Below are 14097 nucleotides of genomic sequence, written 5' to 3'. Positions count from 1 at the left end.
CCCCCCCCCCGCCGCCCCAACCCTCCCCCCCCAAAAAAAAAACATCCTTTTTTATTACCCACATTTCAAACCGCCGGCCCCCCCCCCCCCCCCCCCACAGCATATTCCTTGCGTCAGGGGCGCAAAATCAGGCGGAGACGGCGGCCGGAATGGCGCAGGAGACGCCGGTTCCGTGCAGGCCGCAATAGCCGTAGGGGTTCTTCGCCAGATATTGCTGGTGGTCTTCCTCGGCGAAGTAGAATTCCGGCGCCGGCGCGATCTCGGTGGTGATCTTGCCGCGTCCGGCACCGCGCAGCGAAGCCTCGTAAGCATCGCGCGAAGCGAGCGCCGCCTGGTGTTGCGCGTCGTTGAACGTGTAGATCGCCGAACGGTAGGTGGTGCCGACATCATTGCCCTGGCGCATGCCTTGCGTCGGGTCGTGGCTTTCCCAGAACAGCTTCAAAAGCTCGGCATAGGACACGATCTTCGGATCGTAGACGACGAGCACGACTTCGGCATGGCCGGTGAGCCCGGTGCAGGTTTCCTGATAGGTCGGGTTGGGCGTGACGCCGCCAGCATAGCCGGCCGCCGTGACCCAGACGCCATCGACCTGCCAGAACAGGCGCTCGGCACCCCAGAAACAGCCCAGCCCGAACATCGCCGTCTCAAGCCCTTCGGGATAGGGACCCTTGAGCGGCCTGTTCGAGACGAAATGCTTCGATGCCGTCGGGATCGGCCGGTCGCGGCCGGGCAACGCCTCGGAGGGCTTCGGCAGGTTGAGCTTCTTGTTCAGCATATCGCTGAGAAACATGTGCGATTTCCTTTTCTTCTTGCTTGAGCCTTCCCCGATCCGGGGAATGCTGGATCCGGGAACGCAGGAATTTTAGGTCGCGGCGAACCGCCCGCTGGGGCGCTGCCGCCTGTAGCCGATGGCATAAAGAACGAAGGCCAGCACCGCGAACACGGCAAAGCCGGGCTGGCTGAGCACCCAGGCGATGGCGCCGTCCCACAGCAGCGGATTGAGCTTGTCGCGGACGAAGCTTTCAAAGGCGCTGCGCGTGGCCGGTGAGACGGCGAGCCAGCTGGTGTTGAGCGGGGTCATCACCAGCGCCGAAGCCGCCACCGACCGGGTCGCGTCGAGCACGGCCATGATGACCGAAACCGAAAGCGCGACCATTGCAGCGAGACGAAAGACGAAGCGGAACATCCAGACCCTTCCTCCCCAGGAGTTTATCGGAATGTCGTGTCGGACTGTTAAATAGGATTTACCTGCTTCGTCTGCAATCGCGACACGCGAAGTTGAACTTACGCCGGCGGCTTGCACCTGGGCCGGCTGACGAGCCAGACGGCGAAGACGCCGCGGCCGACTGGTTTGTAGGCGCCCAACGAGCACACTGATGCCATGGGCTGAGCATCCCTGTCCGGCAAAGCGAATAGAGTGTCTTGGCATTCGGCACCGGATCGACTAGATGAGCCCCGCGCCTGTTGCTTGACGGCTCGGGTGCGGGGAAAGGGTATCCGCTGGTTGACGGCGCCCACGGCCGGAATTCCGGGCCGGAATCCCAAAGGAGATGCATCTCCCCAACCCGCACGGCGAAACCGGCCGCGTCGAAGATGCTAAAAGGACGGAGAGGTGGCCGAGTGGTTGAAGGCGCACGCCTGGAAAGTGTGTTTACGGGAGACCGTAACGCGGGTTCGAATCCCGCTCTCTCCGCCAGCTAATCCCGAGAAACCCTTTATTTTCCGGGCGTTTGGTAAGGTTCGGTTAGTAGCCTACTAACCAGCCTACTAATCACTAGGGTCAAAACTCCGCCAATGGCCGAGATGGGTGGAAGACCGACGTTCGCTGACAGAAAGACATCACCGTCGCAGCGTCGTCTACAAACGGGGAGGTGTCTCAATGTCAGTGGAAATCCGGGCTGCCTCGGAGGCAGACTTTGACGCGCTCGTTCGGCTCAATCAGGTGGTTCAGAGTCTCCATGCTGAATTGCATCCAGACGTTTTCAAACAGGCAGCCGATCCGTCTGCGGTGAGGACATTCTTCGCAGCGAGGCTGGCTGATCCGAAGAGCTCGATCGCGATTGCTGAGATTGATCGTGCTCCAGTCGGCTACGTCTGGTTTGAAATTCAGTCGCTGCCAGAAACGCCGTTCACTTTCCCTCGGCCCCTGATCTAGGTGCACCACATCTCGGTTATGCCGGAAGCTCGTCGTCGTGGAGTTGCCGCAGCTTTGATGTGCCATGTTGAACAGCGAGCTGCTTGCGAAGGTATCGACGAAATTGCTATGGGCATCTGGGCAGCCAATCTCGACGCGCGGCATTTCTTTGGGTCGCAAGGATGCGTTCCGTACAACATTGCACTTTGCAAGAAGCTTGTGAGAGTCAGCTAAGGGTCAGCAAGCGGACGTTTGAATTACGGTGACAGTGCACTTTGAATTACGGCGACAGAATTACGGTGACAGTGCACTATTTGTCATGTTTGCTCGGCTGTCGCTGTGCGTAAATTGAACGCATGGCTCGACTTGCATTACCGCTCCGCCGATGTCGCGCAACCGATGGGCAGCGAAGCACTTCTCGACCGTGATTGCCGAGCAAACCGGAAAGAGCAGTGAAATTGGGAAACGCGACAGGCGGGAAAAAGAAAATGGTGCACTGTCACCGTAATTCGTAATTTGCAGAGGGCGCGAAGGATCGCTACTGAGCGGCTCCATCTGCGCCGCACCCCTTACCCCAGATCAGCCCACAAGCCGAACGACCCGCGCTCCACCAGAGCGCGGGCTTCGACAGGCTCGTTAGTGTCGCTACGCGTCTAGCGCGGAACCGCTTGTATTCCCGAGACCGAGCGCTCTGTTTCGCCGGAGAAAACCACGAAGGCAAAGATCAGCACGGCGACAGCGACAATCATTGAGCCGGTGGCGACGATCGGCTCGAGCGCCGGATTTCCCTGCAGCATCAGGTAAAGCGCCGGCAGCATCACGACCAAGCCGAGATTGTACACGCCGTAGTGGATCATCGCCGTCCTGCGGGCAGCCTTCGCCGGGTTCAGCGCATAGTAGCCGCCGAATATTGCACTAGTGACCCATCCCAGCAGGTTGATGTGCGCGTGAGCCGGAAACGCGCCGTGATCGCCTGAAATTGCCATCTGCAGGCCAGCTGCAATTCCCAGAATAAGAAAGACGATGGCTGTCTTGAAAAAGAGCTCCGAAACCTTAGGCATGTCATTCTCCCAAACCCGTTTTGCCGCCGCATCATGCTTTGTTTCCGGCGACCTTGCCAAGGGGGGGACCGTCGGGCCTGCCGAACCATTTGTTGGCGGCCTGACGGCCCGTTGGCGGCCGGCCGCCGGGCCTGGCCGGTTGCGAGTCCAGCCGGTAAAAAATATGCGCTCACGCTAATTTGATTGCAATATCACCCGCCAGGCTTCCACGTCGTTCTCACAAGGGAAGTGTCCTGCACGATGGTGGTGCCATACGCGCCAAAGGTCAGCCCGTCAGTGTTGCAGCAAGGCCTCGCCAAACTTCTCCCACAGCTGTGTGCAATCTGTTGCTCTGAGGCTGGGGGTTCCGAGTGGGCCATATCGGATGACGGCGGCGTGAACATCATAGCCAACGATAGGTGCATTGGCGACAAAGTGGATAGCCTCGCCCAATCGGCGAGAGCCAATTGGCGCATCGGTTTTGTTGGTGATGTCGAAGACACCACAAATATCCACTTCCTGATTTCTGGCTGCCAACGCAGCTTCCATTACCTGTTCGTGCATCATCGAAATCTCTCCTAACGGTCTAAGTCTAAGAACCGCGGCTTTTGCCGGTCCGGCAGCTGACAACCGCCAAGTCGAAGTGCCTTTTGCAGCATCTCGATTGGCTCTTGCTGCGAGCCACTCCGCCCGCTCCCGCGGCAAGCCGATAAGGCAACTGCCTGCGAAATCCGCAGGCACGTCCACGGTCGCATCAAACACGGCCCACGTGCCAGTCGGCTCCTGAACGGGCAAAAACCTCATAACAGCGCCTGCTAATATACCATACCGACTGTGAGGACGGAGCTTTGTTCCTGCATCGATCAAACGAATGAGAGATGTTGTCGAAATGTCAGGCGACGCTCGCCGAAAACAATCGTCGGCGACATCGCCAGGATCGAAGGCTGAGCAGCGATCCGGCCGCGTTCGGGACAAGCACAAGATGCGGGAGACAAGCGCGGTCAGAATGTTCAGCCAGAATCGCGTTTTCGTTGCGGATGGATGGTCTCGCCGCGCTTCAGCATCTCCACGAACGCCGCGATCTTCTTCTTGCGTCCGGCTTCGGTCTTCATGTTGTGGGTGCGGAAGGCGAGCGCGAAGCGGTTTTGCTCGCTGAGCTTCGCCAGCATCTCTTTCGCCTTGGGCTCGGCGTCTATTGCCGCCTGGAGGTCGTCGGGGATCTTCATCTCCTTGCCGCTCCTATAGGCGCGCGCCCAGCGGCCGTCGGCCTTGGCTGCCTCGGCCTGCCTCAGCCCATGCTCGGTCATCCGGCCCTCCTCGATCAGCCGGGCGACATTGTCGACGTTGATCTGGCTCCAGGTGCTCTTCTTGCCGCGCGGGGTATAACGCTGCAAATAGCTTTTGCCGTCCAGGGCCTTGCGCACCGCATCGATCCAGCCCCAGCATAACGCCACGTCGATGGCTTGCTTCGGCGTGATCGACGGCAGCCCCGAATCGCGCTTATGGATCTTGATCCAGACTTCGTCCTCGCTGTCGTGATGCTCGCCAAGCCAGGCATGGAAGCTTTCGGCATCCCTGAACTCGCGCACCTTGGCCGGGTCGACCTTGACGGGCGCCATCAGCCGGTCCGCCCGTGACACAGGCGCGTAACGACGCCGAACCGCTTGCCGGCCGCGCGCGCGCTCATCTCAGCTCCAAGTCCGCAATCCGCAGGCCGGATGATTCCCGCTGGCACGCGTTCAGCCTGCGCGATTGGGCGTGCCGAGGACATGGGATTTCGGCGGCAGCATGACGTCGTCGAATGTCTGCGTGAACATCGCCGCCGCAAAGAAAGCGACGGCGCGCAGGGTTTCGGTGCCGGTGTTGACGAGGTCGTGCCGGACCGGCGTCGGAAGTACCAGGACGCTGCCGGGCCTGACCGGGTGGATGCTGCCGCCCTCGATGTGCAGCTCGCCGGTGCCGGCGATGATGTATTGCGTCTCCTCGGTGGCGTCGGTGTGCCAGCCGAGCCGCTTGCCGGGCTCGATCTCGTAGACAATGACTGAGGACTGGGTGGTGCCGTGCCCGCCGTAAACCGCGAAAGCGCCGGCCCATTTGACCGACGGATCGTCCTCTGCCCAAACCAGCGAACGTTCGAGCCTGTCGGATGCGACGACTGCTGTCATGGCTTCGTTCCTCTCAGCGAATGGCGAACACGAATCTAGATGATTTTTCTGGTCTGCGTCAGCAAAACTGGCTGCCAACCGTTTCCCTCGCCCATTGCGCGTAACTATTTGTCGTGCCGCGATCTGACCATTCTACTCTGGGATCGGATCACTGAGCCGATTTCACCATGCAACCAAGCCTTTACCTTTCAGCCAGTTTGGAGTTGCCCCTGCGTTGCGTTCGTGGTCCGGTACAACCAGGGCGCTCAATGCGAATTCGGCAACGGTCGCCTCACCGACCGTCAAGGCAACACACCGTGAAGGCAACCCAGGAGATAGCAATGGGCATTTTCGACAGTATCAAAGGTGCGATTTTCGGAAACGCGGTTGCGGCCGAAGCGCCGCCGGCGCAACCGTCTCCCGCGCCTGCTTCGAGCACGGCCACCCAGCCGACGGCGCCTACCCGACCCGACCCGGCTGCAACCCCGGCTCCGGCAACGCCATCCGCGCCGTCCTCTGCTCCTGACATCGCTGCCATTCTCGACAAGGCGGTGGCCGCGAAAGGGCAAAAGCTCAACTGGAAGAATTCGATCGTCGACCTGATGAAGGCTCTGAATATCGATAGCAGCCTCGGCGCCCGCAAGGAGCTTGCTCACGAGCTGAACTACACCGGCGACATGAACGACACCGTAACGATGAATCTGTGGCTGCATGATGCACTGATGAAAAAGCTGGTCGAGAATGGCGGCAAGCTTCCGAGCGATCTGGCCGCCTAGAGTCATAAGACAAGCAATTCCAGGAAAACGTGTGAACGGTTTTCCATCCGGAATTGCGTCAAACAAAAAAGACAGACCGGTTCGGCGTTCCGTGAAACGAAGAACCGTCCTGGTCCTGCCCGCACCGTGGTTCTTGCTGCGCTGACTTCGACCGCAACCGAGCAGACCCGACTGCCAAGCAATCAAACTGCCAAGTAAATAAATTGAGACCCATCCCGGCCGCCGGGATGGGTCTGTGGCGAAGTCGCATGGCACAAAAGTGCTGCCGCCTCGCGCCTGGATTGCCTCACGCAAAACCGACGATTTCGGTCGCTGCCCCGCGCGCTGGTAGGACCACCATTTCGCTGGCGAAACCCGACGTTCGGCGTATCATTCTCGCGGGAGAGGGTTCATGGTGGGAGGAAGCCAATGAACGTGGTGCAGAGGGTGACTGTCGCCGACTTGACGGCCCAAGAGCTTGTTTCATCTGCGCTTTCAAGATTCGGCGCCGGCGACACCATATCGACGAGGGCGATGCTGGACATCGTTCGCCGGACGGCCCCGGCCTGCGGTGACAGTGACGACGATCTGGTCGAGATTATCGTCATGACGGCCGTTGGTAGGACCATGGGGGTCGTGTTCGACCATCGCTACCCTTAGCAATCCGCAACGAATACCAGGCTGCGCCCAGGAGCAGTGCGGGCGGTTGGCAGCGCGCGGCGGAAATTTACTGGTGCGGCCAAGGAAGCGAGCCTTTTTGTGCGCGAAGGCCAGCCTGGCGCCGTGCCCTTGCTTTGAGCAAAAACCGCCGCTCATGTCGGGTCATGCCCGAGGGTAGGCAACTGGGCGACACGCTCGAAGGAACTCGCTGAAATCTTGCCCGTTATGCTCTCGTTGAGATGAGGAGAGCTGCCATGGCCGACGACAAAACCAGGACCGACAGTCGCGACCGCTCACGAGTGGCGGGCGGCGAAGACTATGAGGTACGCCATTTCGCCGAGGAAGCGGGCATTACCCCTGATCAGGCACGCACGCTGATCAAGCGCCACGGCACCGACCGCAAGGTGCTGAACGAAATCGCCGAGAGCATAAGAGCGTCGTAATGGCTAACAAGAAAACCGCAATGGCCGACCGCAAGACGCGCGATCCGGACGAAAAGAAGGCTCTGCACCTGGCCGAAACCACCGACGTTTCGCCGAAGCAGGCGAAGGATCTGATGCGCAAGCACGGCAAGGACAGCCCGAAAGTCGAGAAGGAAGCCAAGAACTTCAAGGCCGAGGGCTGAACGGCCGGAGGTCTGCCCCTCACCCGCAACTTAGTAGTCGCTGCTCAACGTGCCCAGCCGGTTAGACGCGCGGCACAGGGTTGTAGCCGCAATCCTGCAGCTTATCGGTTTTCTAACAAATTCGGGCTATCCCTTCCGCTATCGCGGCTCAGGGATGCCATATGCGCGGGATGTCTGGTGAGGCGAGGCCGTCGATAGACGACATACGGCATGTGAGGTTGGTGTTTTGCCTGCTGGCGGCCGTCGTGATGGCGACGGCGCTCCTCGCCTTTGCCACCTCCCTCCTGCAGGATCCCGATAGCTGGTGGCACATCAAGGTCGGCATGGATATGCTGGCAAGCCGCACATTCCCCTCCGTCGACATTTACTCCTACACTTTTGCCGGCCAGCCATGGATCGCCAAGGAATGGCTTAGCCAGGTTCTCCTTGCCCTTGCCTTCGAAGCCGGCGGCTGGAACGGCGTGGTACTGCTGGCGACTGCGGTAATCGCGCTGACGGCCTTCTTGACGTCGTGGTATCTCAGCGCGTCGTTGAAGCCGACGCTGGCGATAGCACTGACACTGGTGCTCGCGCTCTTGATCGGGCCAATCTATGTCGCCCGACCCCACATCTTTACCTTGCCCATTATCGTCGTCTGGACCGCCGGTCTTTTCCAAGCCGCACGCAACGAGAAAGCGCCGCCTCTATGGCTGCTGGCGCTGCTTTGCCTGTGGGCCAATCTCCATGCCACCTTCACCTTCGGTTTCATTATCGCCGCCTTCGCCGGCCTCGATCTCGTCATGCGCACGCGCTTGTCGAACTCCCGGCTGCTGGCCAAGTGGATCGCTTTCGGGCTGCTTTGCCCGCTGGTCAGCCTGCTCAATCCCTATGGCGTCAAGGCCATACTCGCCACATTCACCGTGGCCTATGGCAATGAGGCGGTGCCTTACATTGCGGAGTGGCAACCCTTCGACGCCTCGCGGCATACCCTCCAGGAGGTGGCCCTGCTGGTGGCGTTTTTCGGGCTGCTCGTGTCGAGATTGCGTATTGGCTGGGCCAAGGCGCTGTTCCTTGTCTTCACCTTGCACGTCTATCTCACCCACATACGGTTCATGTACCTGTTCTTTCTTCTTGTCCCGGTCGTCCTTGCCGTCGAGGTTGCGCAACAATATCCAGCGCTTTCAGCCCCTACATGGGCCGCGGAAAAGCGCGACGGACTTGAACAATTTTTCGCGCGGCAATTTTCCAGAATTTGCGCTGGACTTGCCGTTTTGCTGGTTTTGGCGGCCGCGGTCTTCCTGGCCTATCCGGTCGTGCCGAGCCAGAAGACTTCGGCGAGGGATGCGCTGGCCTTCGCCCAAGCCCATAATCTGTCAGGCAATCTGCTGAATTCCTACAATTTCGGCGGCACGCTGATTTTCCATGGCATCAAGACGTTTATCGACGGCCGGGCGGATCAGCTCTTCCTGAACGGCTTTACGGAAACGGATGAGCAGACTGGGCACAGCCGGGGCAAGCCGATCCTGAAAGCCCAGCTCGAGAAATATGCGATAGGCTGGGCATTGTTGACCGCCGACGACAGCCGCATTCCGTTCTTCGACGAACTGGGCTGGAAGCGGGCCTATGCGGACGATTACGCTCTGATCTATACCCGCGCAGACTGATCCCCGGCAGCTTCGCGCGCCGGTGCGCACCTCCCCCTGAAGCTGTGGCCAGCGCCGAGGCGGCGAAATCCTTATGGGATTTTGATTTCTTTGCTCCGCGTCCCGTCTCGAACCTTTATGGCACTTTGATCCATATTCGGCAGAGCGATGTATCCGGCCGCCGATGTGAAGCGGTGAGCGGGCTTGGACAGTTTTGTCCAAGTTGAAAAGAACAAACTCAATATAGGAAATTGCACGATGGACATCATTGTTGTCGGGATAGGAATCTCGTTCTTTGCTCTATGCTTCGGTTACATCAAAGCCTGCGACGGGCTGTAAGTTTAGGGGATCGAAACATGCTCTTCGACTATATCCTCGGCGGCGCCGTGACCCTGTTCCTTCTCGCTTACCTGACATACGCCCTCGTTCGCCCGGAACGCTTCTGATCTCCGCTGGCAAGGAGCCAACCCCATGACAATCAACGGATGGCTGCAGATCCTCGTCTATTGCGGGATCGTCGTTTTGCTGGCCAAGCCGCTCGGCGGCTACATGCATCGCGTTTTCAGCGGCGAGCGCATATTCCTGTCGCCAATTCTGGCCCCGCTCGAGCGCGGGCTCTACCGTATGTCCGGGACCAGCGAGCGCGAGGAGCAGCACTGGACCTCCTATGCGGCGGCCCTGCTGTTCGTTAACCTGGCCGGCTTCCTGGTGCTCTATTTCCTGCAGCGGCTGCAAGGCGGCCTGCCCTACAATCCGGCCGGCATGACCGCCGTCGAACCTGGGCTTGCCTTCAACACCGCCGCCAGCTTCATGACCAACACCAACTGGCAGAACTACGGCGGCGAAAGCACGATGTCCTATCTCGTGCAGATGGCCGGCTTGACCGTGCAGAACTTTCTGTCGGCCGCGACCGGCATCGCCATCGCGGTCGCACTGATCCGCGGTTTTGCTAGAGCCTCAGGCAAATCGATCGGCAATTTCTGGGTCGATATGACCCGCTGCACGCTCTATCTGCTTGTGCCGTTCTGCATCGTGTTGACGCTTGTCTATGTCTATCTCGGTATGCCGCAGACGGTTGGTGCTTACGTCAACGCGACGACGCTGGAAGGCGCGCAACAGACGATCGCGGTCGGGCCGGTCGCTTCGCAGGTTGCCATCAAGATGCTCGGCACCAATGGCGGCGGCTTCTTCAACGCCAATGCAGCGCATCCCTTCGAAAATCCCGACGCGATCTCGAACCTGATCCAGATGGTGACGATCTTCGCCTTCGGCGCGGCGCTAACCAATGTCTTCGGTCGCATGGTCGGCAACCAGCGCCAGGGCTGGGCAATTCTGTCGGCGATGGGCGTGCTGTTCATCGCCGGCGTTGCCGTCTGCTACTGGGCCGAGGCCGCCGGCAATCCGCTCGTCCATGCGCTGGGCATCGACGGCGGCAACATGGAGGGCAAGGAAAGCCGCTTCGGCATCGCTCTGTCGGCACTGTTTGCCGTCATCACCACCGCCGCGTCCTGCGGCGCGGTCAACGCCATGCATGACAGCTTCACCGCACTCGGCGGCATGATCCCCATCATCAACATGCAGCTCGGCGAGGTCATTGTCGGCGGCGTCGGGGCCGGCTTCTACGGTATCCTGATGTTCATCGTGATCGCCGTCTTCGTTGCCGGGCTGATGGTCGGACGCACGCCCGAATATCTCGGCAAGAAGATCGAGGCCAAGGAGGTCAAGATGGCGATGCTTGCCGTCCTCTGCCTGCCGCTGGCAATGCTGATCTTCACCGCTATCGCGGTGGTGCTGCCGACCGGTGTTGCTTCCATCGCCAACACCGGCCCGCACGGTTTCTCCGAAGTCCTCTATGCCTACACCTCGGCCGCGGCGAACAATGGCTCCGCCTTTGGCGGCCTCAGCGGCAACACGCCCTGGTACAATATGACGCTCGGCATCGGCATGCTGATGGGCCGCTTCCTGGTCATTATTCCGGCGCTGGCGATTGCTGGCTCGCTGGTGGCGAAGAAGACCGTCCCTGCCTCCGCCGGCACCTTCCCGACCGACGGGCCGCTCTTCGTCGGGCTGCTGGTCGGTGTCATCCTGATCGTCGGTGGCCTGACTTTCTTCCCGGCCCTCGCGGTCGGACCGATCGTCGAGCACCTGGCCATGATCAACGGTCAGACCTTCTGAAACGCTGAAACGGCCATGCCCAGGTTCAAGATCATGTCTCGAAAGGTCCGGCATCGTTCCGAGCCGGAGGGGGAGAAAACGCCCCCTCCTTTCCCGACCCTGTCCACATTCCTCGCTATTGCGGCAGCCTTGATCATGATCTGGCTGCTGGCTTACGGGCCGCCGCACCTTCGTTCGGCACACGATCGACCGGTCAACAACATCGACACTGGAGCCACCAAATGAGCCAGTCGAAATCCGTGAGCATCATCGATACCCGCATCCTGTGGCCCGCTATCGGCGGTTCCTTCAGAAAACTGAACCCGCGCACCTTGGTGCGAAACCCGGTGATGTTCGTCGTCGCCGTCGTCTCGGCGCTCACCACCGTGCTGTTCGTCAAGGATCTCGTTACCGGCGGCGGTGATCTCGGCTTCACGCTGCAGATCATCATCTGGCTGTGGTTCACCGTGCTTTTCGCCAATTTCGCCGAAGCGGTGGCCGAAGGCCGCGGCAAGGCGCAAGCAGACTCGCTGCGCCGGGCGCGCACCGAGACGCAGGCCAAGCTGTTGACCGGCGGCGATCGGAGCAAGTTCAAGCTGGTGCCCGGCACCAGCCTGAAGGTCGGCGACATCGTGCTCGTCGAAGCCGGCGACATCATCCCCTCGGACGGCGAGGTGGTCGAAGGCGTGGCTTCGGTCAACGAGGCGGCGATCACCGGCGAATCCGCACCGGTCATCCGCGAATCCGGCGGTGACCGTTCGGCGGTGACCGGCGGCACGCAGGTCTTGTCCGACTGGATCCGCGTGCGCATCACCGCGGCTGCCGGCCATACGTTCCTCGACCGCATGATCTCGTTGGTCGAGGGCGCCGAGCGCCAGAAGACACCCAACGAGATCGCGCTCAACATCCTGCTCGTCGGCATGACTCTGATCTTCGTGCTGGCCACCGCTACAATCCCAAGCTTTGCCTCCTATTCGGGCGGCTATATCTCGGTGACGGTGCTGGTCGCCCTGTTCGTCACCTTGATCCCGACCACGATCGGCGCGCTGCTGTCGGCCATCGGCATTGCCGGCATGGACCGCCTGGTGCGCTTCAATGTACTGGCCATGTCGGGCCGCGCCGTCGAAGCGGCCGGCGACGTCGACACGCTGCTGCTCGACAAGACCGGAACCATCACGCTGGGCAACCGCCAGGCGACGGCGTTCCGTCCGGTGAGGGGCGTCACCGAACAGGAACTGGCCGACGCCGCCCAGCTTGCTTCGCTTGCCGACGAAACACCGGAAGGCCGCTCGATTGTCGTGCTGGCGAAGGAGAAATACGCCATCCGCGCCCGCGACATGGCAAGCTTGCACGCGACTTTCGTGCCCTTCACCGCGCAAACCCGCATGAGCGGCGTCGACCTGGAGAGCTCCTCGGTCCGCAAAGGCGCCGTCGATGCGGTGCTCGCCGACGTCAACCTCTCGACCGTTGCCACGGGCGGTACTCGGCCCGGCAGCGACACAGTCCGCGACCTCCAGGCGATCGCCGACGAGATCGCCAAATCCGGTGGCACACCGCTGGCGGTCGAGCGCGACGGGCGCCTGCTCGGCGTCGTCCATCTGAAGGACATCGTCAAGGGCGGCATCAGCGAGCGTTTTGCCGAATTGCGCCGCATGGGTATCCGCACGGTGATGATCACCGGCGACAATCCGATGACCGCGGCGGCGATCGCGGCGGAAGCCGGCGTCGACGATTTCCTTGCCCAGGCGACGCCCGAGGACAAGCTGAAGCTGATCCGCGACGAGCAGGCCAAGGGCAAGCTGGTCGCCATGTGCGGCGACGGCACCAACGACGCGCCGGCCCTTGCGCAGGCCGATGTCGGCGTCGCCATGAACACCGGTACGGTCGCGGCGCGCGAGGCCGGCAACATGGTTGATCTCGACAGCGATCCGACCAAGCTGATCGAGATCGTCGAAATCGGCAAGGCGCTGCTGATGACGCGTGGCTCGCTGACCACTTTCTCCATAGCCAACGACGTGGCCAAGTATTTTGCCATTATCCCGGCAATATTCGCCGTCTTCTACATCGCCCCGGGCCAGACCGCCGGGCCGCTGCAAGCGCTCAATGTCATGCATCTGGCGACGCCGCAGAGCGCTATCCTCTCGGCCATCATCTTCAACGCGCTGATCATCATTGCACTGATCCCGCTGTCGCTGAGGGGCGTCAAATACCGCGCGGTCGGCGCCGGTGCGCTGCTCAGCCGCAACCTTCTTGTCTACGGCCTTGGCGGCGTCATCGTCCCCTTCGTCGGCATCAAGGTGATCGACATGGCCATCACTGCTCTCGGTCTCGCATAAGGAACCACGTCGATGCTCAATCAAATCAGGCCCGCTATCGTCATGATCGTCTTCTTCTCCGTTCTGACGGGTTTGGTCTATCCGATCGGCATGACCGGCATTGCCCAGGCGCTGTTTCCGGGCCAGGCCAATGGCAGCCTGATCGAGAGGAACGGCAAGGTCATCGGTTCCGAGCTGATCGGCCAGACTTTCACCAGCGATCGCTACTTCCATGGCCGTCCGTCAGCTGCCGGCGACGGTTACAATGCCGCCGCCTCGGGCGGCTCAAATCTCGGCCCGACTAACCCGAAGCTGATCGACCGTATCAAGAGCGACGCCGAAAAGTTGAGGGCCGAAAACCCGAACCAGCCGGTGCCGATGGATCTGGTCACCACGTCCGGCAGCGGCCTCGATCCGCATATCAGCCCCGATGCGGCCTATTTTCAGGTCACCAGGGTGGCCAGGGCCAGGAACGTCGATGAATCCAGGATCAAATCGCTTGTCGACAGCCATGTCGAGGATCGCGAATTGGGCTTTATAGGCGAGCCGGTGGTCAATGTGCTGGCCCTCAACCTTGCGCTGGACGATGCCACGAAACAATGATGGCGGGCGCCGGGATCGACACCGAAGCCGGCGCCGTTCATGATT

At 60.9% G+C, this 14097-nt stretch carries 17 protein-coding genes and 1 tRNA gene; 12 read left to right on the top strand and 6 right to left on the bottom strand.

Translation table 11 applies throughout. The features are described from left to right. Nucleotides 1-127: 127 nt before the first annotated feature. Both msrA and NKI01_RS18365 read right to left on the bottom strand, forming a co-directional pair. Nucleotides 128-790, bottom strand: a complete 663-nt coding sequence (msrA, locus tag NKI01_RS18370) for a peptide-methionine (S)-S-oxide reductase MsrA (protein ID WP_023719003.1) — start codon at nucleotides 788-790, stop codon at nucleotides 128-130. A 72-nt stretch (nucleotides 791-862) separates the two neighbouring features. After that, complete coding sequence (locus tag NKI01_RS18365) at nucleotides 863-1186, bottom strand: hypothetical protein (protein ID WP_352847449.1); 324 nt, start codon at nucleotides 1184-1186, stop codon at nucleotides 863-865. Between the two features lie 420 nt (nucleotides 1187-1606). Here NKI01_RS18365 and NKI01_RS18360 point away from each other — a divergent pair. The 3 genes from NKI01_RS18360 (at nucleotide 1607) to NKI01_RS18350 (ending at nucleotide 2368) form a co-directional block, all read left to right on the top strand. Further along, nucleotides 1607-1696, top strand: a tRNA-Ser gene (locus NKI01_RS18360). A 183-nt stretch (nucleotides 1697-1879) separates the two neighbouring features. After that, complete coding sequence (locus NKI01_RS18355; protein WP_352847446.1) at nucleotides 1880-2155, top strand: GNAT family N-acetyltransferase; 276 nt, start codon at nucleotides 1880-1882, stop codon at nucleotides 2153-2155. Nucleotides 2156-2173: 18 nt separating this feature from the next. Further along, a complete protein-coding gene (locus tag NKI01_RS18350; protein ID WP_352847443.1) occupies nucleotides 2174-2368 on the top strand; it encodes a GNAT family N-acetyltransferase in 195 nt (64 codons plus the stop codon). 419 nt (nucleotides 2369-2787) lie between these two features. On the opposite strand, the gene NKI01_RS18345 is transcribed toward NKI01_RS18350, so the two are convergent. The 4 genes from NKI01_RS18345 to NKI01_RS18330 all read right to left on the bottom strand — a co-directional run bounded on the left by NKI01_RS18345 (nucleotide 2788) and on the right by NKI01_RS18330 (nucleotide 5339). Next, nucleotides 2788-3195, bottom strand: coding sequence for a heme-copper oxidase family protein (locus NKI01_RS18345; protein WP_023719001.1), 408 nt, complete (start codon nucleotides 3193-3195; stop codon nucleotides 2788-2790). A gap of 273 nt (nucleotides 3196-3468) precedes the next feature. Next, complete coding sequence (locus tag NKI01_RS18340) at nucleotides 3469-3741, bottom strand: hypothetical protein (protein WP_031194005.1); 273 nt, start codon at nucleotides 3739-3741, stop codon at nucleotides 3469-3471. A 443-nt stretch (nucleotides 3742-4184) separates the two neighbouring features. Further along, nucleotides 4185-4793, bottom strand: a complete 609-nt coding sequence (locus NKI01_RS18335) for a YdeI/OmpD-associated family protein (RefSeq protein ID WP_023718999.1) — start codon at nucleotides 4791-4793, stop codon at nucleotides 4185-4187. Between the two features lie 120 nt (nucleotides 4794-4913). Next, entirely contained in the window at nucleotides 4914-5339 is a 426-nt protein-coding gene (locus tag NKI01_RS18330; protein ID WP_031194003.1) for a cupin domain-containing protein, read from the bottom strand. 320 nt (nucleotides 5340-5659) lie between these two features. Here NKI01_RS18330 and NKI01_RS18325 point away from each other — a divergent pair, with 320 nt between their 5' ends. The 9 genes from NKI01_RS18325 to kdpC all read left to right on the top strand — a co-directional run bounded on the left by NKI01_RS18325 (nucleotide 5660) and on the right by kdpC (nucleotide 14052). Further along, nucleotides 5660-6094 (top strand): DUF3597 domain-containing protein, encoded by a 435-nt coding sequence (locus NKI01_RS18325; RefSeq protein ID WP_352483570.1) that lies wholly within the window; start codon nucleotides 5660-5662, stop codon nucleotides 6092-6094. 408 nt (nucleotides 6095-6502) lie between these two features. Continuing rightward, nucleotides 6503-6733 (top strand): hypothetical protein, encoded by a 231-nt coding sequence (locus tag NKI01_RS18320; protein ID WP_023718996.1) that lies wholly within the window; start codon nucleotides 6503-6505, stop codon nucleotides 6731-6733. A gap of 254 nt (nucleotides 6734-6987) precedes the next feature. Further along, a complete protein-coding gene (locus tag NKI01_RS18315) occupies nucleotides 6988-7176 on the top strand; it encodes a DUF3606 domain-containing protein (RefSeq protein ID WP_023718995.1) in 189 nt (62 codons plus the stop codon). Then, entirely contained in the window at nucleotides 7176-7358 is a 183-nt protein-coding gene (locus NKI01_RS18310; protein ID WP_036244723.1) for a hypothetical protein, read from the top strand. Before NKI01_RS18315 ends, NKI01_RS18310 begins: the two co-directional genes overlap by 1 nt. A gap of 161 nt (nucleotides 7359-7519) precedes the next feature. Next, a complete protein-coding gene (locus tag NKI01_RS18305; RefSeq protein WP_352495474.1) occupies nucleotides 7520-9001 on the top strand; it encodes a hypothetical protein in 1482 nt (493 codons plus the stop codon). A gap of 335 nt (nucleotides 9002-9336) precedes the next feature. Next, nucleotides 9337-9426 (top strand): K(+)-transporting ATPase subunit F, encoded by a 90-nt coding sequence (locus NKI01_RS18300; protein ID WP_023675300.1) that lies wholly within the window; start codon nucleotides 9337-9339, stop codon nucleotides 9424-9426. Nucleotides 9427-9451: 25 nt separating this feature from the next. After that, on the top strand, nucleotides 9452-11155 hold the full coding sequence (kdpA, locus tag NKI01_RS18295) for a potassium-transporting ATPase subunit KdpA (RefSeq protein ID WP_352964158.1): 1704 nt from the start codon (nucleotides 9452-9454) through the stop codon (nucleotides 11153-11155). Nucleotides 11156-11376: 221 nt separating this feature from the next. Continuing rightward, a complete protein-coding gene (gene kdpB / locus NKI01_RS18290) occupies nucleotides 11377-13470 on the top strand; it encodes a potassium-transporting ATPase subunit KdpB (RefSeq protein WP_352964156.1) in 2094 nt (697 codons plus the stop codon). 12 nt (nucleotides 13471-13482) lie between these two features. Beyond that, complete coding sequence (kdpC, locus tag NKI01_RS18285) at nucleotides 13483-14052, top strand: potassium-transporting ATPase subunit KdpC (protein WP_023718989.1); 570 nt, start codon at nucleotides 13483-13485, stop codon at nucleotides 14050-14052. The last annotated feature ends 45 nt before the right edge of the window (nucleotides 14053-14097 follow it).

Origin of the sequence: Mesorhizobium sp. M0815, assembly GCF_040319995.1 — a bacterium.
Classification (GTDB): Bacteria; Pseudomonadota; Alphaproteobacteria; order Rhizobiales; family Rhizobiaceae; genus Mesorhizobium.
This window is presented reverse-complemented; position numbering and strand designations above follow the sequence as displayed.